Raw genomic sequence first — 21,773 nt, 5'->3', positions numbered from 1 at the left:
GGTATGGAAGCAGATGAAATATTATTGGCGAGATTTTCAAGTCATGACAGCTGATAAAATAGAGCAATGGGTGGAGAGAGTATCAAACCAATTCGGAAAAGAATACATGTTTACTTTTTAATGACAGCTTATTAATGCAATTTAGCTAAAACTTCCTTTTAACAAAAAACCAGTGAATTATACAATTCACTGGTTTTTGAAATGACATTATGTATAGCGCATGGGCAGATGAACTACCCATGCGGCATAAAGCAATTAATTAATCGAATCATCCAAGTTTGGAGCTAACCAACGCTTCGCTTCATCTAAACTCCAGCCTTTACGCTGTGCGTAATCTTCAAGCTGATCTAACGAGATTTTACCCGCGTTAAAGTACTCAGAAGCAGGGTTGGCATAGTAGAAGCCGCTCACAGATGAAGGCGGCCACATTGCAAAGCTGCTCGTAAGCTGTGTGCCAATCTTTTCAGTTGAACCTAACCAGTTAAACAGTGTCGCTTTTTCAGAGTGTTCAGGGCAAGCAGGGTAGCCTGGTGCAGGACGAATACCCACATATTTCTCTTTAATTAGCTCTTCATTGCTCAGTTGCTCATTCGGCTGATAGCCCCAGAATTCTTTACGAATACGCTCATGCAAATGCTCTGCAAACGCTTCTGCAAAACGGTCACCCAAAGACTGCACCAAAATGGCAGAATAATCATCCCCTTTGGCTTTAAACTCATTGGCCATTTCCTCTGCACCAAAAATCGACACGGTAAAGCCGCCCAAGTAATCTTGCCCTTGCTCTGTAGTTGCGACAAAGTCTGCCAAAGACAAGTTTGGTTTACCTGTGACTTTGTCTGACTGTTGACGAATATGATGGAAGGTATGCGTTACTTGATTACGTGCTGCATCATATACTTGTACTGAATCTGCCGCAGAACGGTTGGCAGGGTAAATCCCAAAGACTGCACGTGCATCAAAGCGATTATTTGCAATAATATCTTTGAGCATGGCTTGCGCTTGGTTATATAAGTCGGTTGCAGCTTCGCCCACCACTTCATCTTCCAGAATTTTCGGGAATTTGCCCGCCAAACTCCAAGAAATAAAGAATGGTGTCCAGTCAAAGTATGGCAACAAGGTTTCAAGCGGGTAATTGGTCAGCACTTGTGTACCAATTAATTTTGGTACTGCAGGCGTGTAGTTGTCCCAATCAATTTTTAAACCATTGTCGATGGCTTCTGCATACGACAATTTCGCAGCTTTTGGTTGCTTATTGGCAATACGTTCACGAATTTTAGCGTATTCCGCACGATGCTCTGCAACAAAAGCAGGTTTCATTTCAGGGGAGAGTAAGGTTGTCGCAACACCAACGGCACGCGAAGCATCGGCAACATAAATCACTGCATCATTTGAGAACTGTGGATCAATTTTAACTGCAGTATGTGCTTTAGATGTGGTTGCGCCACCAATCAACAATGGAATGTTAAAGCCTTTACGCTGCATTTCTTTGGCAACAAAAACCATTTCATCTAAAGATGGGGTAATCAGACCAGACAAGCCAATGATATCGACTTTTTCGTCAATGGCAGTTTGCAGGATTTTTTCTGCAGGTACCATCACACCGAGATCGACAATATCGTATCCATTACAGCCCAAGACTACGCCCACAATATTTTTACCAATGTCGTGAACGTCGCCTTTTACCGTTGCCATCAAAACTTTACCTTTAGACTGACCTTCGGTTTTTTCAGCTTCGATGTACGGGTTGAGCCATGCAACGGCTTGTTTCATCACACGTGCAGACTTCACCACTTGTGGCAGGAACATTTTACCTGCACCAAACAAGTCACCAACTACGTTCATGCCATCCATCAACGGGCCTTCAATTACATCTAATGGACGTTTGGCTTTCAGGCGCGCTTCTTCGGTGTCTTCATTAATAAAGGTGGTGATGCCTTTAACTAAAGCGTACTCAAGACGTTTTTCGACAGATTCACTACGCCATTCTAAGTTTTCTTCGGCTTTTTGTGCGCCTGATTGACCACGATATTTTTCTGCCACTTCTAGCAGTTTTTCTGTGGCATCCTGACCGCTTTCACCTTGGTTCTGGTTCAGAATAACGGCTTCAACTGCTTCTTTCAGTTCTTTCGGGATGTCATCGTAAATTGCCAACTGACCTGCGTTGACAATCCCCATGGTCATGCCTTGCTGAATAGCGTGATATAGGAATACCGCGTGAATGGCTTCACGTACAGGTTCGTTACCACGGAATGAGAAAGATACGTTCGATACACCGCCTGAAATCATGGCATGCGGCAGGTTTTGTTTAATCCAGCCTGTGGCTTCAATAAAATCGACTGCGTAGTTGTTGTGTTCTTCAATACCTGTCGCAACTGCAAACACGTTCGGGTCAAAAATAATGTCTTCGGCAGGGAAGCCAACATCATTGACCAAAACGTCATAAGAGCGTTTACAAATTTCGCGCTTACGTGCCACAGTATCGGCTTGTCCGACTTCGTCAAAGGCCATAACAATGACAGCTGCGCCGTATTGGCGGCAGAGGCGGGCTTTTTCGACAAACTCGTCATAACCTTCTTTTAAGGAAATAGAGTTGACAATGGCTTTACCTTGTACGCATTTCAAGCCTGCTTCAATGATTTCCCATTTAGAGGAGTCAATCATGATAGGTACGCGAGAAATATCAGGCTCAGATGCCACCAAGTTCAGGAAGTGCACCATCGCACCTTCTGAATCGAGCATGCCTTCATCCATGTTGATGTCGATGATTTGCGCACCGCTTTCTACCTGTTGACGAGCAACATCTAAGGCTTCGGCAAAGTTTTCTTCACGAATTAAACGCAGGAATTTTTTAGAACCTGTGACGTTGGTACGTTCGCCCACGTTTACAAATAAAGAGTCATCATAAATGTTAAATGGTTCTAAACCACTTAAACGGCATGCAGGTTTAATCTCTGGAATTTTACGCGGTGGAATGTCTTTTACCGCATTGTAAATCGCGCGGATATGATCAGGCGTTGTACCACAGCAACCGCCTGTAATATTGATCAAGCCGCTTTCAGCAAATTCTTTGAGGAAAGCTGCGGTTTCTTCAGGCGTTTCATCATAACCACCAAATGCGTTGGGTAAGCCCGCGTTCGGGTGTGCAGAAACAAACACATCGGCAACGTCTGAAACGGTTTTAACGTGTGGACGCATGGCATCTGCGCCCAAAGCACAGTTAAAACCAATTGAAAGTAAATCGCCATGACGTACCGAGTTCCAGAAAGCTTCTGCAGTTTGACCCGTTAAGGTACGTCCTGAAGCATCGGTAATGGTACCTGAAATCATCAACGGCAATTCACGCCCGAGCTGTTTAAACACTTCTTTGACCGCAAAAATCGCAGCTTTACAGTTTAAGGTGTCAAATACAGTTTCAATGAGCAGGATATCTGCGCCACCTTCAATTAAGGCATGCGCAGCTTCAATATAGTTTTCTTTGAGTGCATCAAAGCTAATGTTACGAAATGCAGGGTCGTTTACATTTGGAGAAATTGAACAAGTACGTGATGTAGGCCCAAGTACACCTGCCACAAAACGTGGTTTGTCTGGTGTTGAATATTTTTCACAGGCAGCTTTGGCTAAACGGGCTGCTTCGCGGTTAATTTCTGGAACCAAATCTTCCATGTGATAGTCAGACATAGAAACGCGTGTGCCGTTAAAGCTGTTGGTTTCAATAATGTCTGCACCCGCATCTAAGTAGGCTTCGTGAATACCCTGAATAATGTGCGGTTGGGTCAGTACCAATAAATCATTGTTGCCTTTGAGGTCATGTGCCCAATCTGCAAAACGCTCACCACGATAATCGGCTTCTTCCAATTGATGGCGTTGAATCATAGTACCCATAGCACCATCGATAATTAAAATTCTTTGGGCAAGAAGCGCTTTCAGGGTGGTAAGCGTGGACATAAAAAACCCTTTATGACTGAATCCGAAATGAGCGCTATTTTAGCAGAGTTCGCACGGCTTTCGTGCACTTGAAGCGACCAGAGAGAGTGGAAGTCGTAAAAATAGTGCATAAAGCAGTATTTTTAGGATTTTGCAGTAGCTTTTGAACCTAAATAAAAGTTGTGATGAGGAACATTCTAATTTTGATTTTACTTTGATGCGTCATCGCTTTGTCATATTGCTCAGGCAAAATTGGCTCACGGTAAATTTTGTCTGAAATTTTAGGCAAATATGACAAAGGTGTAACAATCTAAATTTGAGAGAATAGCATAAGAAAAGTAGGTTTATTTATTCTAAGTGTTTAAATTTAAATGTTAATTTTAATTTTATGCACAAAAAAAACAGCTTAAAGTGTGAAAATAAAGTATGAAAGTTGCTTTATATAGCAGCTCTTTGTCATATAATTGTCACAATTTAATTGAACAATAAGGGGATTTTAAATCCTCTTTTCTGCTTGCATGAATTCTAATCCAACTCTTGTAGATTCAGCACACAAGTCGACCACTAAATCGACCAATGTTCATGTGCCTACACCGAAATTTTTTATGCCGGTGTTTTTAACGATCATCGTTTCTACCCTTATTTATATTGGTTTCCAATTGTCTGCGGACTTATCCCACGTGCCTGCGCTAAGCATGTACTCGGTGATTTTATTGGCGACCGCTTTATTCATTGCCTTAGGCTTTGAATTTGTGAATGGTTTCCACGACACAGCTAACGCAGTGGCAACGGTTATTTATACCAATGCCCTGTCTGCACCTGTGGCAGTAATGTGGGCGGGTTTCTGTAACTTCCTTGGGGTGATGGTCGCCAGTGGCGCAGTTGCCTACGGTATTATTGCCTTACTTCCAGTCGAATTGATTATGAATGTCGGTTCAGGCGCAGGCTTTGCCATGGTTTTTGCCATGTTGATTGCCGCGATTGTCTGGAACTTAGGAACGTGGTTTTTCGGTATTCCTGCTTCAAGTTCGCACACTTTAATCGGTTCGATTTTAGGTGTGGGGATTATGAACTACTTGCTGAACTCAGGTGCGGGTGCAAGTGGCGTAGACATGGAACAAGTCATGAAAGTGGGCAAGGCTTTATTGTTCTCGCCACTGATTGGTTTTGCCTTTGCTGCGATTTTGTTCTTCTTGGTGAAAAAAATCTTCAAGAAACAAATGGAGTTGTTCCAGCCACCTGAAGGCAATAAGCCACCACCACCACTGATTCGTGCCATTCTAATTTTTACTTGTACTGGGGTAAGTTTTGCGCATGGTTCAAACGATGGTCAAAAGGGCATGGGTTTAATCATGTTGATTTTGATCGGGATTGTGCCGTTGGCGTACTCGTTAAATAAAGAGTTAGGCCAAAACCACATTCAATCGTTCCAGCAGCTTTCAACGCAAACGGCTGATGTGATTTATCCACAACATGCCGATATGCCAGATGAAAAAGCGCGTCAGATTATTACTAGTTATATTCAGACCAAAGAAATTACTCCTGAAGTCGTGCCTGCTTTGGCAAGCTTAACGGATCATTTGGGTGAGCGTGTGGGTCAATATGGCAACTTGAAAGATGTGCCTGAAGCTGAAGTAGCAGAAATGCGTAATGATATGTATTTAAGCACGACTTCATTCAAGCGTTTAGACAAAGCCAATGCCTTGCCTGAAATGTCGGAAGAACAGAAAAAAGTGGTTAAAAGCTACCGCAGCCATTTAGATTCATTCTTACAATACATTCCAACTTGGGTCAAAGTTGCCGTTGCCTTAGCACTAGGCTTGGGTACGATGGTCGGCTGGAAACGTATTGTGGTGACTGTTGGTGAACGTATCGGTAAGCAGCACATGACTTATGGTCAAGGTATGTCTGCCGAGCTTGTGGCAATGTCAACTATTGCTGCTGCAGATGGTTTGGGGATGCCAGTTTCAACTACACACGTACTGAACAGTGCGGTGGCAGGTACCATGGTGGCAAATAAATCGGGTCTGAATTTCCAAATGGTGCGTACAATTCTTTCGGCTTGGATTTTCACTTTACCTGCGACAATTTGCTTATCGGGTAGCTTGTTCTGGTTGTTCTTAAAAGTATTTTAATCCATTCAAAACTTTTTGAGTGGTTGAAAAAGCGCTGTGATGATACAGCGCTTTTTTATACCTGCAGATTAGTCTAAAGAAATATTTGCAGGCAAGTTTTTGAATAGATAGATTAGCGGTTTACATTACTTTTTAAATTTTTGGATGACTTTGTCCAGAGGTAATTTATCTGCAGCAAAGCCATAGAGCGCAGCGAAAGGTAGGGCAGTTCGTGCCAAATACGCCACGCGCCACAATCCACCATGGTTCGCACCTTCCATCATCAATTCGAGCGGATGCTCAAGTTTCACTTCAGGATTGGCTGCCGAGTTTGGATTGCGTAAGTCATGAATCCACAATGCCGCCATAATCGCATTGGTGGTTTCAGGGCTAAATGCTTCAACATCAAACAAACTTGCGCCACTAAATGCTGCTTTGAGTAATGGATTTTTGGTCACAGAGTGTGTGGTGGTCGAAGGTGCAATATTGATGCTGACATGCTGTCCTTGATGACGCGCTAAAATTGCACGCCATTGCTGGATGCGTTTTGCTAAAGCATAGTTTGGCCCTTGTTCAACCACCAAACAGTCGGCAATACCATAATGTTGACCATTGTCTGAAGCAATTAAATTATGCAGATTCTTTTGGAAGAAATGACTGCGTGAAATGGTTTCAATACTTTTGGTAAGTAGCTTTTGCCCTTGCGAACGCTGCTGAAACTTCTCTGCCGATGCGCTAATCACTTCTTCAGGAACGGCATAAACATCGGTTGGGGTACACATAAACATAAGGCTGCTATCAGCTTTGTGTTCGCTGACATATTGCATAATCGCATCCATTGCCATCGCAACACGCACGTGTTTTTCACCATCTAAATAGGCAATGGCTGCTAAATCTAGCGTTTGAGGTTTTTGAGCTAACCATTGTGCAATTTCTGGGGTTTGCGTTAGCAGATTTACACCCAACTGTTCTGTTAAAATATCAAGTGGGGTATCTGCCGCGAGTTGTGTTGTACTGGGTGCATATAAGGTGGCATTGCCTTGTTGCACAGTGCTTAAAATTTTATTCCACACACGGCTATTTGGTAAATCGACTGCAATAATATTGGCTTTCCATTTGGCTAACCATGTGAGTGGCCCTGCTTCTGAAGCTGCACCAAATAGCACCATGTTACGGTCAGACAAATCAAACCATTCAGGATGCGCCATTGCAGCATTTAACGCTTCGGCATGACTTGGTTCAATAATGCCTGCTGCTAGCCAAATTGCAATTTGATCTAGTAGAGCTTGACCTTGTAACTTTTGCCCACGATACGGCACATACCATTCGGGTGCTGCTTGGCTGCTGCCTTGTAATTTAAAGGTATGTAAAGTTTCAGTAGGCAAGAGCATGACATCTTTCAGCACATATTTTTGCTCATGACGATAAAACTCAAAACTTTGATGCGCTTTTCTTAAACCATCTTCTGCAATTTGAATTGCGTTAGCTTGTTCACGAATACCATTGGTCACGAGGGCTTTAAAGTATTTTGGATAGTGTTTACGCCAGTTTTTTTCTGCCAAAGCATCGACTGAGCTTTGATGATCGACTGTGGCTAAGGCTTCGGCAATAATTTGTTTGCCCGTGCTTGAGGTGCTGGGTTTATGATTTTCTGGATGAATTGGAAACTGTAAGCCATCGTAAGAAGTGGACATGCAAAAACTCGCAAACTAAATTGAAATTAATATACAGATGTATACATTATCTATGCCAAGTTACGATATTGGGTAGCAAAAACTACCAAAATTGAGTGAAATTTGAATAAAAAAACCTTCACGAAGCGTAAAGGTTTTTAATATGAATGAGATGTTATTGGGATTTAAAGGTCAGTGTTTAAATGTTTAGGTTCTAATCATAAATGAGTCTGATGCTGTATCAACAATGTTTTATTCACTCAGACCAACAGCTTAACAACGTCCTTTTTTCGCCTGACCTGGAGGACAAAAATCACCATCACCATGCGGATGTTGGTGTGGATAATAGCCTTTCGGATAGATCGTGCGGTCAGGATCAATCACCACACTGCCTTCAGGGGTATGTACGGCACAGGCGCTTAATCCTAAACTAAGTAAAAGGGCGCTTAGAAGTGCAAACTTTTTCATGGCTGACTCCTGATTGCTTGATAGTTTTAGTCTTTATATTCTTAATATAAGTGCTTGTCGAGTAACTGCATGTTATTTGTTGTGTGCTTTATGCTGTATTGGATCATTCAGATGCTTTCATCAATCAAAAATACTTATCAGCAGTTCATAAAATGACGATTGAAAGTCGTTTTTCCCAATGAGAGAGGCTGAAGATGAGAGGCAATAAATGATGGTGTTAAGCGGATTTATGAAAGCAGTCTATTGACGGATTTGAAAACTCTTTAAAGTAGCAACGACTCAGTGGTAGATGTACCGAGTCGTTATAGTTTCAAAAGTTAAAACGGCAGTTGCGCCAGTTTATTCAGGAAGTGAGGCAAGATGCGTGGTTCAATTAAAATAGTCACAATCACACCATAGGCCGCACCCCATAAATGCGCACTGTGATTAATATTGGAATTGCCGCGTTTACCCGACCAAATGCTATACGCTACATACAGTATTGCAAAAATAATGGCAGGCACTGGAATAAAGAACACGAAAATCAACTTCCACGGCTCAAACAAAATATAGGCAAACAACACCGCAGATACAGCACCAGATGCGCCTAAGCTGGCCCAACGATGGTCATTTTTATGCTTTAAATAACTTGGAATAATCGCGGCGATTAAACCACCCAAATAGAATAAAACAAAGCCTAAATCATAGACGTATTGGCGATAAAAACTTTCAATAATGCTGCCAAAGAAAAACAGGGTAATCATATTGAACAGCAAATGCGCACCATCGGCATGCACAAAACCATGGGTAATGAAGCGGTCATATTGACCACGTTGCATAGCAGGCGGCCAAAAAATCAGACGATTCATTAATTCTTGTTTGGAAAACGCCAACATAGACACAATGACCGTAATAATGATAATGGTCACGGTATGATTAAAAGGTAAATCGAGCATAAACGCCTATTCTTTTACTTGAATTCTGCTGTAATAATGCATCAAAACTGAGTTTGAGTCGAACTTTAGGAATAAATCCGACAATTTTGGTTGATTTTTTTTTATTCCCCCGCATCTTCAGTTAAAATAGCCACTTCAGCTTGAGGAAATTATTGTTATGTCGACTGAGAACAGCAGCACAGCAGTTGTAGATGAAATTCCAAACTTATTGATTACGCCAACTGCTCAAGAGTATTTGAAGGATTTATTGGCAAAGCAAAATACACTGGGTATTGGTGTGCGTGTTTTTGTGGAAAATCCTGGTACACCGCGTGCTGAATGTTGCATGGCTTATAGTGCGCCCGATGAAGTTGTACCTACAGACTACAAACAGGAATATCCAGACTTTCCTGCATTTATTGATACGCCGTCTATTCCGTATTTATTGGATGCCGTAATTGACTACAACAAAGACCGTTTTGGTGGTCAATTGACTTTCCGTGCACCGAACTCAAAAGTGCCACGCGTAGGCCCAGATGCTTCGGTAGAAGAACGCATTACTTATGTTTTACAGTCTGAAATTAACCCAGGTTTAGCAGGGCATGGTGGTAACTGTGCTTTGGTTGAAGTGGTTGAAGATGAAGAACACGGCTTAACTGCAGTATTGAAATTTGGTGGCGGTTGCCAAGGATGTTCAGCGATTGATGTGACTTTAAAGCAAGGTGTTGAAACAACCTTGAAACAACACGTACCTGAATTGATGCGTGTGGTGGATCAGACTGACCACAGTCAATCTGAAGGTGCTTATTTTAAATAAGCTCTAAGCCTCGCTTAAAAATAACCTCCTAAATTTTAGGAGGTTATTTTTTATCTGAAATTGTCAACAGACCCTATTCATTCGTTTGTAGATTTAAAATTTGTTGTGTTTTTTCAGAATAATAAAATTCCTCTAAATAATGGCGCGCACGTTGCTTTAAATAGCCTTCAGCGATCATTTTTTGAATGACTGGATTTAACAGTTGTTGTAATTGATGTTGGACTAGCGCTTCATCAATATTTAAGTCGTGCAATAACAAATCAAAAGGTCGTGCTTGATTGCGTACATACCACGCATACACACCATCATGCACTTGCTGTTTCAAATAGTCACTTTGGCGTAAATGATCCCAAATTTCATGTCCTAAATTGACAGTTTGAGATAGGTCTTGCACTTCAATATAGTTTTTTAAAACGGAAAGTGGCAAATCTTTAATTTTGTGCCATAAATTGGCTTGGAAGTGATACAGTTTTTCATCGTCAAAATGTTGATTAAGCACCGACTCGCTCATTTGAGTCAGCTTCTGCACATTTTTTTGCAAATAATGCTGAATGGTCTGGTCTAAATTGGTATCGGTAACACTTTCCAAAACCGATTTACCCATTTTCATAAAACGCGATACGCCAGGCACGCTTTTGGCGATCACCGAATTATCCATATAATCCTGAATGGAGTGTTGAATGAGTTGGGTAATCATAGCGGCAAAGGCAGGATTATTCACCACGGTTTTAATCAAACGCTGACGATGTCCACTTTTACTTGCAACATATTGTGCAATTTTGTCGATGGTCAGCACAGGTATCACATCGGCAATTTTACTGCTGTCATTAACAGGGTGTACCAGTGCAAAACGAATATGCTCAGCAATTTGTTCCACTAAAAATGAACTGGCAGGTGTATTTAAAATTTGATGTTGAATCAGTTGATGAATGGCTTCAGATGTCCATAAATCTTGTAAGCTTTGTTTGCGAAACCATTGGTAAAACTGCACAAATTCAGTTTGTACCATTTCACTTTGGTTAAATTCTTGATCTAAAAAATCAAGCTGAGCTTCAATTAGTTGCTCAATGATGGGATGTTTCTGCATGAAGGTTTTATATAATAATTAATTTAGAGGAATCAGTTTATCAGCAAGTGGGTTTTTTAGGTTCTGAGTTTTAGCCAGAAACGGCAAATAATATTGTGCGACTTGTTTTTCAGCTTCCAATAACGGCATGTGTCCAACATTATTAAGAATCACAGGTGTTTCGGCGCGTTTGAGTAAAGATTGTAATTCCTTCGCCACTTCAACATTAATAATGCGATCTTGCTTACCCCATAAAATCAGGGTCGGTGCTTCAATTGATCCTGCTAAACGTGCAAATGAGTCTGGAGTATAAATACGGTTGAGTTTGACAATTTGCTCAATTGCTTTACGGGTTTGTTCTGAGCGAGAAATCAGGACTTCTTCTTGCGCATGTTGAATTTGTGAGGTCATGGCAGGCGGGCTTTGCATGATTTGTTTGGCGACGTCGGCTAAATCGCCATGTTTGCTCACAATTAAGTCATTTAAAGATAATGGATTTTTGGTGTAAGGCGTATTAGCAAGTTTATAAATGCCTGCACTATTGAGTAAAAATAAACTTTGCGTATCAAAAGGATATTGCGAGGCATACACGGTTGCAATTGAGCCGCCTAAAGAATGTCCTGCCACGTGTAAGTTTTCTTCACAGTCAATTGCTTCAATAAATTGACGCAGTTGTGAAGTTACATTCGGAACTGAATTATCAAAATTGCTTGGAGTTTTGGTGTCACCGCTATTGGGTAAATCTGGAATAATCACATGATAATGTGGGGTTAAAAATTGCGCGACACGGTTCCAATTATCACGTGTGCCTGCCAAACCATGAATCAATAAAATTGTGGGTTTGCTGTGCGAGCCACCTTCGTTATAGCTCCAGACGACATCTCCAACACGAATGCTTTTAGAGCTTAGTCCTGCTTGTTTGCGCTGTTGCTGAAAATGATTTTGTAATAGTTTAAGTTCAGTTGCGTTGCTGTTACTGGCGTTATTGTTTTTTGTGAAGGTATATGGATTGGGCGCAGCGCTTTGTACAAGGCAAGATGTACTTAGTCCCAAAGCCAATAAAGTCGTATGTAGATAACGTGATCGAATAAATTTCATCATGAAAACGTCTTCCCCTGACGAACCCAAAACAGGCTCCAATAATGATAGGCACTAGCTCTTAGGTCTAATTGCACAAGTGTATTCTGTCTATTGTAGGCGTTTAAAAATGAAAGTCATCCCTTGCTTTTTTGATCAAAGCTTTGAAATTGGTAGAAAATGTGACCTATCTCAATAAAAAGTGAAAAAATTTATAACAAAAATGAATAAAGAAAAGCGCAGCTGCATATTTTTTTGCAAGTGACATTCATAAAAACTGGCTTTAGAATATCGCAACTTCAAAGATCGGTGGTAAATCAAGAATGCTAACAGCTCAAGAAGCTTTAGAACGTCTTAAACAAGGAAACCAACGTTTTGTTTCTGGTGATACCAGACATCCGAAGCAATTGTCGCACCAACAGCGTGCAGAAATGGCAGAAGACCAAAATCCATTTGCCATTATTTTAGGATGTTCAGATTCACGTGTTCCTGCAGAAATGGTATTTGACCAAGGATTGGGTGATCTTTTTGTAATTCGTGTTGCGGGCAACGTGGTTGCGCCATCACAGGTAGGTAGTGTTGAATTTGCGGCAGAGCGTTATGACTGTGCTGTGGTTGTTGTCTTAGGACACAGTCACTGTGGTGCAATTCAAGCGACAATTGATACTTTAATGTGCCCAGACTGTCCACCATCGGCAAATTTAATGTCGATTGTGAACCGTGTTCGCCCTTCAGTTGAAACCTTAATGCAGACTGAACTGAAAAATGATTTGGCGAAATTGTCTAAGCATGCAGTACGTTCCAATGTATTTGCATCGGTAAATCAATTGCGTCATGGTTCAGCAGTTTTAGAAAACCTGATTGAACAAGGTCAGTTGAAAGTAGTCGGTGCAGAATATTCACTGGAAACAGGTGAAGTGGTTTTTTTTGATTTTTAATCCGAACCGCACAGCAATTAGATTTTCCTCAAAGGCGCTTTATAAAGCGCCTTTGATATATGGATAAGCATTATTTAGCAAAATAGGCTGAGCTTTGGCATTTGGATGAATTAAATCTTTTTGCATCAATTGCTTATTGCCCGCAATACCTTCCATAAAAAATGGCAGTAATTTGACTTTATATTGCTGACTCACCACTTTATAGTTATTTTCAAATGCTTTGCTATACGCCGAGCCGTAATTTGGCGGCATTTTCATCCCAAAAATCACCACTTTCGCTTTGGCTTTTTGGCTATGCTGAATTAAGTTCGCTAAATTTTTTTGAATCATTTGTGGCGGTTGTCCACGCAAGCCATCATTTCCGCCTAACTCAATGACTACAACGTCTGGACGATGGGTCTGCAGCAATTTAGGCAGACGCGCCAAAGCACCACTGGTGGTTTCGCCACTGACACTTGCATTGACCACTTTATGCTGTTTCGGATACTGTTGTTCTAAACGTTTTTGCAATAAGTGAACCCAACCTTGTTGTGGTTGTATGCCGTAACCTGCACTTAAGCTGTCACCTACAATCATAATGGTTTTTGCAGATACCACGAATGGGCTGAAACATAGTCCGAGCAGCAACACACGCGGGAAGACACGACTAGTTAGATTGCGATTTTGCATAATGGGAAACGTATGACTCAAAACACTAAAGAATCTAATATCATGCCACAAACGATTATTTCTGCCCAAAATTTGACACAAAAGATACAACTTGCACAAAAACAATTGACCATTTTTGAGAATTTAAACTTCGATATTCAGGAAGGTGAACAAGTGGCCATTACAGGTCGTTCGGGTTCAGGAAAATCGACCTTATTGGGTATTTTGGCAACATTAGATCAGGCCAGCAGTGGAAAATTGGTGGTATGTGGTGAGTCAATTGCAGAATTAAACGAAGAACAACGTGCAGAAGTTCGTTTAAAGCATATTGGTTTTGTGTTCCAGTCATTTCAGTTATTGCCGCATTTGACGGCACTGGAAAATGTGATGTTGCCACTACGTTTGCAGGAAAAATTTAAATATGCAGAGGCAGAACAAAAAGCCCTCAACTTGCTGAAACGTGTGGGTTTAGAACGACAAGCACAGCAAACGCCGAAAGTGCTTTCGGGAGGTGAGCAACAACGTGTCGCCATTGCACGCGCTTTAATTCGTGAACCTAAAATTATTTTTGCCGATGAACCGACAGGAAACTTGGATGGTGAAACTGCAACTGAAATTGAGCAATTGTTATTTGAATTGAACCGTGAGTTGGGCACAACTTTGGTGTTGGTCACGCATGACCCGAAACTGGCGGCACAATGTCAGCGCCATTACGCTTTAATTGATGGGCAATTGGTTGAGCAATTTGCAGCTAAGCCAACCGCTGCCATAACAGGAGGATGAAATGAACGCATTATTTCATCCACTGTTAAAGCAGAGTTTTAAAAGCAGTGGTGTCTATTTACTGATTATTGCGCTGACTTTAGCGATTAGCGCGACCACAGCCTTAAAGTTTAGCAATGAGCAAATTCAAAATGCTGTAGCGTTGCAAGCGGCAGAAATGTTGGCGGGTGATTTAGTCCTGAGCGACAATGAACCCATTGCACAAGACTGGCAGGATCAGGCGACTGCACATCAGTTACAACAGTCGCATGTGACTGTATTTAGTTCGATGGCACATACTCAAGCACAATTTGTGATGGTGAATGTCAAAGCGATTGAGCACAATTTTCCGTTACGCGGTGAATTACGGGTCAGTCCTGCAGCGGACAAGATTCAGTCTGGCGAAATTTGGCTAAGCCAACGTGCTATGGATTTACTTCACGTTAAACTGGGTGAAACAGTAAATATTGCCGATGCAGCATTTACCGTGACTGCCAAAATTGAACATGATTCTAATCAGGAACTCGGTTTTTCAGGTTTTTCGCCGACAGTAATTATTTCACAGGCCGATGTGGCACGTACCCACGCGATTCAAGTGGGTAGCCGCATAGATTACCGTTTGTTGTTGGCAGGCAGCGCCAAAGATACACAAAATTTTGAGCAGTATTTTAAAACACATACACAACAGCCTGCACAGGCACAGCAAACGGCCAGCCCTGAACAAAACTTTGAAGAACAAAGTAGTTTAAGACTACGCAATGCCAGTGAAGGCAATACTCGCTTAATGCGCCCCATTGCCAATTTAGATACCTTTTTACAGTTAGCGAATATCCTGACCATTTTATTGTGTGGGATTGCGATTGGTTTGACCAGTCAGCGCTATGTGCAACAAAATCAGGATCATATCGCCTTATTACGTTGTATTGGTGCAAGTAAACGACAAATTTTAGCCGCTTATTTGGCTTTGCTTGCTTTGGTCTTAATTATCGCTATGGGCATTGGCAGTATTTTGGGCGTGACCTTGGGCTATGCTTTGTTGCAAATCATGCTGCAACTGATTCCGCACCTGGAAATTCAATTTTCAGCCATGGCAATTTTGCTTGGGCCATTGCCAATCGCCATGCTGACCAGTGCTGTGGTGTTGTTGGGTTTTGTGCTGCCTAATTTATTGCAATTGCTGAATACCGCACCGATTCGTGTGATTCGCCAACAAGACAAAAGCATGCGCGCTTGGTGGTGGATGTTGCTTACAGGGACGCTAAGTCTAATCGTATTTTGTGTGGTCTTGACCGAAAGTTTAGTGCTTAGTACATGGGTGATTGGTGCGATTATTGCGCTGTGCGTATTGCTGTATGGAGTGGTGTGGAGTTTATTAAAATTATTGCGTCATTCTAAAGGCAGACTCGCAGCGTATATTCGTGCGCCTGCTGTCACGGCATTTCAAATTACTGCATTGGCTTTAGGATTAAGTTTAATTACGGTACTTGCAGTGTTGCGTACCGACCTGCTAGATCGTTGGCAGCAGCAATTGCCCGAAGGAACACCCAATCAGTTTGTTTACGGCTTGCCACCGTTTGATATGCCTGAGTTTCAACAACAATTAACGCAGCAGCAGTGGCACAGCACGCCACTTTATCCAAATATACGCGGGCGTTTGGTCGCCAAAAATGATCAACCTTTTGCCGACGCCTTAATTCAGCAAAGCAATACGTTAAGACGCGAACTCAACCTGACACAGTCTGACCGTTATCCTGCCGATAATATCATTGTAAATGGGCAAGCCAATTTCAGTGCAGTGGGACAAGTGTCAGTAGAAGCAGATACGGCTGCCGAGTTGGGCATTCAAATTGGTGATCGACTCAGTTTTAGTTTGCCTGAAGGCATACTTGAAGCCGAAGTGATTAATCTGCGTACGGTGGAGTGGGAAAGCTTTAGTCCAAATTTTTTCTTTATTTTTTCACCGCACACTATGGATGAAAATGCAGGCAGTTATTTGGGCAGTTTCTATGTGCCTGAAGCAGATAAACCGAAACTAATTCAATTGATTCAGCAATTTGCCAACACAGTGTTTATTGATGTCAGCCTAATTTTGGATGAAATTAAACGCATTGTGAATGTGTTGGTGCAGATCATCACCATTTTAGCCATTTTGGTGAGTGTGTCTGGGCTGTTGGTATTAATCGCGTGTTTAAACTTGCTGATGGATGAGCGCAAACGCGAAGTCGCATTACTGCGTTCTTTTGGTAGTTCTAAACAAAAACTCAAACGTATGTTGAGTCTGGAAATCGGTTTTATGGGCTTTATAGCGGGAATAGTGGCGTGTTTATTTGCCGAAGTCATTAGTGCTGTTGCCAGTTACCGCATGGATTTAATGCTGCAACCACATTGGGAAATCTGGCTGATTTTGCCTGTATTTATGACCGTGCTGTGTGCCTTGATTGGACGTTATCGTTTAAGTTATTTATGCGATATTCCGCCACTGCAAAGTTTAAGGGAGATGAATCAGTCCTGATTCATCTCTAGTTGATGTTGTTTTACTTGCTGTAAAGGTTGATTGTTCAACCCAGACTGCGTTGCATCATGCTAAGCAGTTCTTGCCAAAGGGGTTGAATTGGAGCAAGCAGTTTATGGCAATACCAGTAAAATGCAGCACAACCCAATGGTGCAAGGAGCATCGCAAAACTGTTCACTAAGTTACTGTGTTTGCTGCGTTGTCCAAGGTACCAAATGAGTGTCATGGCTGCGCCCATGAGCATGCCGCCAATATGTGCAGCATTATTAATGCCACTGATCATAAAGCCCATACCTAAGTTCAGTGCCATCACCATCACCAAAGTCTTGCCATCCAACAGAAATTTTTGGCGAGGTAATTGGGGCAATAACGCCAATACCGTCAGTGCAGCTCCAAGTCCCATCACTGCACCCGATGCACCTGCACCCACGCTAGGTAACAGCTTTGGATTAGCGACACCTTGTTCGAGCAGGGTATAGCTGTCTTGAATGCTGACATAGCCACTGAGCAGGCTACCCATCAAACCCGCGCAAACATATAACACTATAAAATAGACACGCCCAAACAACTGTTCACTGACGCTGCCAAAAATATACAAGGCCCACATATTTAACATTAAATGTACTAAACCGAAATGAAAAAACATGCTGCTGAACAGGCGAATGGGTTCCGCCAAAAAGGTTAAAGGTGCATAATCAGCACCCCAGCGTATTGCATCTTGCGGGCTAGGATTGCTAATGTTCATGCCGTTGAGCACTTGCCATGCAAACAAAGCCACGTTTATTGCAATCAGGGCTGCGGTAATCCACCACAGGTGAATTTCAACTTTATTGTTGCGCAGGTTTGGGGGATGTTGGGACATATATTTGAATATTGTGTCGTAGTGATCAATCTAAGCTTAACACGAAAAAATAACGCTTCAGGAGCCATGCACCAAGATGAAAGCTTTTTTTATACGAACTTTGTTAATTCTTGTCAGTGTGGTGCTTTTGGTTCAATTATGGATTTTTAGCAGCTTGGTGTGGTGGCGTACGCAGCCTGTGCAATCGACCATGATGATGCGTTTGGATTATTGGGCTGAACCGAGTAAGCCTATACAACATCAATGGCGCGACTATGACCAACTCAGTGATAATTTAAAGCGAGCTGTGGTGACTGCCGAAGATGGCAAATTTATGCAACATCATGGCTTTGACTGGGAAGGTATTCAAACTGCGCTGGAACGGAACAAAGATGAAGGCAAGGTTGTTGCAGGTGGTTCCACAATTTCTCAGCAGCTCGCCAAGAATTTGTTTTTATACAATAAGCGATCTTTTTTGCGTAAAGGGCAAGAAGTTGTGGCGACATGGATGATGGAACGCATGTGGTCAAAGCAGCGTATTTTAGAGGTCTATCTCAACTCGGTAGAATTTGGCGATAATATTTATGGTGCCGAAGCTGCGGCACAGCATTATTTTGGCAAAAGTGCAAAAAGTTTAAGCCGTGATCAAGCAATTTTCTTGGCTGCGATTTTAACCAATCCAAAATATTTTCAGGAACATCGTAATGCGGGGGCATTAAAAGCCCGTAAACAGATGGTGCAGCGCTATATGCGTTATGCGGAAATTCCCTAAATTGAGCGAAAACAAACTATAAAATGTGAAAATATCCACAAAGCCTAATTTTTTAGGCTTTTTTTATGAAAATGTCACAAAATTGAAGCATACTTGTAGCAGTGCCAAACATTTTAAAAAAGCATAGGTGGGTATGAATACGGCAACAGGCGCGACTCCTGCGCAAACAGAATATACATATAATGATCGCTACATTAACCGCGAACTGTCTATTTTAGATTTCCATTTGCGCGTGCTTGAGCAAGCTGTCGATCCGTTGCATCCTTTGTTGGAACGCATGAACTTCCTGCTGATTTTTTCACGTAACTTGGATGAGTTTTTTGAAATTCGTGTTGCGGGCATGATGGAACAATTGGACTTGGGCAATGAAAGCCGTAGTCCAGATGGTTTAACCCCTAAGCAGGTGTTAGATCAAATTTCTAAAACAGCACATGCTGCTATTGAACGCCAGTACCGTATTTTAAATCAGGAAATTTTGCCAAAATTACGTGAAGAAGACATTTGTTTCTTACGTCGTGGTGAATTAACCCCTGCACAATCGGCATGGGTGAAAAAATATTTCCAAGAGCAAGTTGCCCCTGTATTAACCCCAATTAGCCTAGACCCTGCACATCCATTTCCACGTTTGGTCAATAAAAGTCTGAATTTTATTGTGACTTTAGAAGGGAAAGATGCTTTTGGTCGTCAAATTGATTTGGCGGTTGTTCCTGCACCACGTTCATTACCACGTGTAGTTCGTTTACCCGATGAACTTACAGGCGGTAAAGAGCACCACGTCATGCTTTCAGCAATTATTCATGAGCATGTGTCTGACTTATTCCCGGGCATGACTGCGACTGGATGCTATCAATTCCGTGTGACCCGTAATGCAGATTTGGCGTTAAATGAAGATGTAGAAGACTTGGCCAAAGCCCTAAAAGGCGAATTAAACTCACGCCGTTTTGGTCGTGCGGTACGTTTAGAAGTAACGCACAACTGCCCGAAAGCCATTTATGATTATTTGCTAGATGAGTTCGATCTTGAAGAAGAACAACTTTATAAAGTAGATGGCCCAGTGAACTTGGCGCGTTTATTGTCTAATTTTAAACGTCCACATTTACGTTATGATTCACATACACCCGCCATTCCAAAGGTGTTAAAAAAGTCTGAAAATATTTTTTCAGCGATGCAAAAGCAAGACATTTTATTACACCATCCGTTTGAATCTTTTGCACCCGTGATTAACTTGCTGCGTGAAGCTGCACGTGATCCACAAGTCTTGGCAATCAAACAAACTTTATATCGTAGTGGCGCAGATTCTGAAATTGTACAAGTGCTTGCAGAGGCTGCACGAAACGGTAAAGAAGTGACTGCGGTGATTGAACTGCGTGCACGTTTTGATGAAGAATCTAACATTGCTGTGGCTAACGTGTTGCAAGAAGCGGGCGCTGTGGTTGTGTACGGTATTGTGGGGTATAAAACCCACGCCAAAATGATTTTGGTGGTGCGCCGTGAAAATAATAAATTGGTGCGTTATGTACATTTAGGCACAGGTAACTACCACGCAGGCAATGCGCGTATTTATACCGACTATGGTTTACTGACCACAGACAAAGAGCTGTGTGAAGATGTGCATCGTATTTTCCAAGAGCTAACAGGCATGGGTAAAATGGCAAAACTGAAAAAGTTGTTGCATGCACCATTTACCCTGCACGCACAGTTGGTGAATTATATTGATGAAGAAATTGCCAATGCTAAAGCAGGTAAGCCCGCACAAATTATTGTGAAAGTGAATGCACTGACTGAAATGCAATTGATCAATAAATTGTACGAGGCGTCTCAGGCGGGTGTGCAAATTGATCTCATCATCCGTTCAATTTGCTGCTTGCGCCCAGGTTTGCCGGGCTTATCGGAAAATATCCGTGTGCGTTCGATTGTCGGACGTTTCCTTGAACATACCCGTGTCTATTATTTCTCTAATAATGGCAATCCACGTATTTATTGTTCAAGTGCTGACTGGATGGATCGTAACTTATTTAACCGCGTTGAAGCGTGTTTCCCAATTGAAGATCCAGCTTTGAAAAAGCGTATTTATGAGCAAGGTTTATTGACCTACATGCAAGACAATCAACAGGCGTGGCTGTTGCAGGGTGATGGAACTTGGGTGCGTGTAAAAGCAGCTGAGGGTGAAGAACCACACAATGCGCAGCGTATCCTGACCGATAGTATTGTTTAGTTTCAAACATTTATAACAGGTAAAAAGAGCGATGCCAGACATCGCTCTTTTTTTGTTTCTAATATTTATTTAAGACTTATATTTTTGATTGATATTTATTGATCAATAATTTAAGAAAAACAGCACATCGCATCATCCGCATTCATAATTTTGCGATAAATACTTTTCACATAACCATGCACCAGTTGTTCTGAAGCATTCAGGTTGGCAGCAACTTGTTGTGAAGGTAAACCTTGTCCTGAAAGCGCCAATATTTCATGTTCAGTTTTAGAGAGTGCCAAAGAATGACCATGTGCGACAATGGATTGTTCGCAGGCTAAGATTTCATTGGCTAAGTTGCCGTCTAGCGGTGAGCCGCCACGTAAAATGGTGCGAATCTGGTTTTGCATGCCTGTTGCAGATTGGTCGCTAAAGACATAGGCTGAAATGCCTAAATGAATAGCTTGTAGCAATTGTTTTGGCATACTTGAAGGCAGCACCGCCACAATTAAGGTATCTTTACGGAAAAGTTTGAGATTTTGGATAAAATCAATTTGAGCTTTTGACCAAGACTGTAAATTGATAAATACCAAATTAGGCAAATGTTGCTGCACCATCAGCACTGCATTTGCGAGCGATGGGCTGCAAAGTAGAACCTCTTTAGGGTAGCCAAAATTTTGTAAAATGTGGCTTAAATTTTGTGATGCTTCTACCTGATCATCAATCAGCAGAACAGGCACAGGTAAAACGAGATCTCTGTGAATCATGACAAATACTCCTGTGCTGTTCTATAAATAATTTTGATAAATAGATTGTGCGTGATATTGCTGTAACTGAATATCCTTAAATATAGTGATTTTTATATAAAAAGGGTAAATATAAGTAATTGTTGCTGAATATGTTTTTTTGAAATGTGTTGAAAATGTGAGTAATGTAACTCGATCCTGTTCTTTCGTTCAGTGGTAAGAGTGAATTGTTGAATTTGTGATGAATCTCACATTTTAAAAACTTGTTCATATTTATAAGTCACTTAAATCATCCTGAACTGCAAAA

16 protein-coding genes and 1 pseudogene are annotated in these 21,773 nt (G+C 41.7%); 8 read left to right on the top strand and 9 right to left on the bottom strand.

The annotated features are described in order from the left end of the window. Nucleotides 1-121, top strand: a pseudogene (locus E0H79_RS10945) (transposase); the annotation flags it as partial. 134 nt (nucleotides 122-255) lie between these two features. On the opposite strand, the gene metH reads toward E0H79_RS10945, so the two are convergent. After that, nucleotides 256-3,945, bottom strand: a complete 3,690-nt coding sequence (gene metH, locus E0H79_RS10940; protein WP_131261618.1) for a methionine synthase — start codon at nucleotides 3,943-3,945, stop codon at nucleotides 256-258. A 497-nt stretch (nucleotides 3,946-4,442) separates the two neighbouring features. Here metH and E0H79_RS10935 point away from each other — a divergent pair, with 497 nt between their 5' ends. Further along, nucleotides 4,443-6,059, top strand: coding sequence for an inorganic phosphate transporter (locus E0H79_RS10935; protein ID WP_131261617.1), 1,617 nt, complete (start codon nucleotides 4,443-4,445; stop codon nucleotides 6,057-6,059). A gap of 125 nt (nucleotides 6,060-6,184) precedes the next feature. On the opposite strand, the gene E0H79_RS10930 is transcribed toward E0H79_RS10935, so the two are convergent. From E0H79_RS10930 to E0H79_RS10920, 3 genes are all read right to left on the bottom strand, one after another. Further along, entirely contained in the window at nucleotides 6,185-7,732 is a 1,548-nt protein-coding gene (locus E0H79_RS10930) for a hypothetical protein (protein ID WP_131261616.1), read from the bottom strand. 252 nt (nucleotides 7,733-7,984) lie between these two features. Continuing rightward, nucleotides 7,985-8,179: a hypothetical protein gene (locus tag E0H79_RS10925; protein ID WP_004972042.1), complete on the bottom strand. Its 195-nt coding sequence runs from the start codon at nucleotides 8,177-8,179 to the stop codon at nucleotides 7,985-7,987. A 317-nt stretch (nucleotides 8,180-8,496) separates the two neighbouring features. Beyond that, nucleotides 8,497-9,114 (bottom strand): rhomboid family intramembrane serine protease, encoded by a 618-nt coding sequence (locus E0H79_RS10920; protein WP_004972041.1) that lies wholly within the window; start codon nucleotides 9,112-9,114, stop codon nucleotides 8,497-8,499. 157 nt (nucleotides 9,115-9,271) lie between these two features. On the opposite strand from E0H79_RS10920, the gene nfuA reads away from it, so the two are divergent. Next, the gene (nfuA, locus tag E0H79_RS10915; RefSeq protein WP_131261615.1) at nucleotides 9,272-9,910 is read left to right on the top strand and encodes a Fe-S biogenesis protein NfuA; all 639 of its coding nucleotides are present in this window, start codon (nucleotides 9,272-9,274) and stop codon (nucleotides 9,908-9,910) included. A gap of 73 nt (nucleotides 9,911-9,983) precedes the next feature. Here the strand turns inward: nfuA and E0H79_RS10910 are convergent, their stop codons facing one another. Both E0H79_RS10910 and E0H79_RS10905 read right to left on the bottom strand, forming a co-directional pair. After that, entirely contained in the window at nucleotides 9,984-10,997 is a 1,014-nt protein-coding gene (locus E0H79_RS10910) for a hypothetical protein (RefSeq protein ID WP_131261614.1), read from the bottom strand. Nucleotides 10,998-11,015: 18 nt separating this feature from the next. Further along, nucleotides 11,016-12,077 (bottom strand): alpha/beta fold hydrolase, encoded by a 1,062-nt coding sequence (locus E0H79_RS10905; RefSeq protein WP_026438298.1) that lies wholly within the window; start codon nucleotides 12,075-12,077, stop codon nucleotides 11,016-11,018. Between the two features lie 299 nt (nucleotides 12,078-12,376). On the opposite strand from E0H79_RS10905, the gene E0H79_RS10900 reads away from it, so the two are divergent. Beyond that, on the top strand, nucleotides 12,377-12,991 hold the full coding sequence (locus E0H79_RS10900) for a carbonic anhydrase (RefSeq protein WP_004972031.1): 615 nt from the start codon (nucleotides 12,377-12,379) through the stop codon (nucleotides 12,989-12,991). Nucleotides 12,992-13,030: 39 nt separating this feature from the next. Here the strand turns inward: E0H79_RS10900 and E0H79_RS10895 are convergent, their stop codons facing one another. After that, entirely contained in the window at nucleotides 13,031-13,660 is a 630-nt protein-coding gene (locus E0H79_RS10895) for an arylesterase (RefSeq protein ID WP_004972029.1), read from the bottom strand. 12 nt (nucleotides 13,661-13,672) lie between these two features. Between E0H79_RS10895 and E0H79_RS10890 the strand changes: the two genes are divergently transcribed. Continuing rightward, nucleotides 13,673-14,422, top strand: a complete 750-nt coding sequence (locus E0H79_RS10890) for an ABC transporter ATP-binding protein (protein ID WP_004972026.1) — start codon at nucleotides 13,673-13,675, stop codon at nucleotides 14,420-14,422. A gap of 1 nt (nucleotide 14,423) precedes the next feature. Continuing rightward, on the top strand, nucleotides 14,424-16,913 hold the full coding sequence (locus E0H79_RS10885; RefSeq protein WP_131261613.1) for an ABC transporter permease: 2,490 nt from the start codon (nucleotides 14,424-14,426) through the stop codon (nucleotides 16,911-16,913). A gap of 46 nt (nucleotides 16,914-16,959) precedes the next feature. Here the strand turns inward: E0H79_RS10885 and E0H79_RS10880 are convergent, their stop codons facing one another. Continuing rightward, nucleotides 16,960-17,775: a rhomboid family intramembrane serine protease gene (locus tag E0H79_RS10880; protein WP_004972022.1), complete on the bottom strand. Its 816-nt coding sequence runs from the start codon at nucleotides 17,773-17,775 to the stop codon at nucleotides 16,960-16,962. A 76-nt stretch (nucleotides 17,776-17,851) separates the two neighbouring features. On the opposite strand from E0H79_RS10880, the gene mtgA reads away from it, so the two are divergent. Together mtgA and ppk1 are read left to right on the top strand one after the other, a co-directional pair. Beyond that, the gene (mtgA, locus tag E0H79_RS10875; RefSeq protein WP_004972019.1) at nucleotides 17,852-18,526 is read left to right on the top strand and encodes a monofunctional biosynthetic peptidoglycan transglycosylase; all 675 of its coding nucleotides are present in this window, start codon (nucleotides 17,852-17,854) and stop codon (nucleotides 18,524-18,526) included. A gap of 133 nt (nucleotides 18,527-18,659) precedes the next feature. Beyond that, the gene (gene ppk1, locus E0H79_RS10870; RefSeq protein ID WP_096900973.1) at nucleotides 18,660-20,741 is read left to right on the top strand and encodes a polyphosphate kinase 1; all 2,082 of its coding nucleotides are present in this window, start codon (nucleotides 18,660-18,662) and stop codon (nucleotides 20,739-20,741) included. 110 nt (nucleotides 20,742-20,851) lie between these two features. On the opposite strand, the gene E0H79_RS10865 is transcribed toward ppk1, so the two are convergent. Next, on the bottom strand, nucleotides 20,852-21,487 hold the full coding sequence (locus E0H79_RS10865) for a LuxR C-terminal-related transcriptional regulator (RefSeq protein WP_096900972.1): 636 nt from the start codon (nucleotides 21,485-21,487) through the stop codon (nucleotides 20,852-20,854). Between the last annotated feature and the right edge of the window lie 286 nt (nucleotides 21,488-21,773).

The organism is Acinetobacter sp. ANC 5045, from assembly GCF_004331005.1.
GTDB lineage: Bacteria > Pseudomonadota > Gammaproteobacteria > Pseudomonadales > Moraxellaceae > Acinetobacter > Acinetobacter towneri.
The sequence above is the reverse complement of the archived record's forward strand: the minus strand, read 5'-3'. Positions and strand labels throughout refer to the sequence as shown.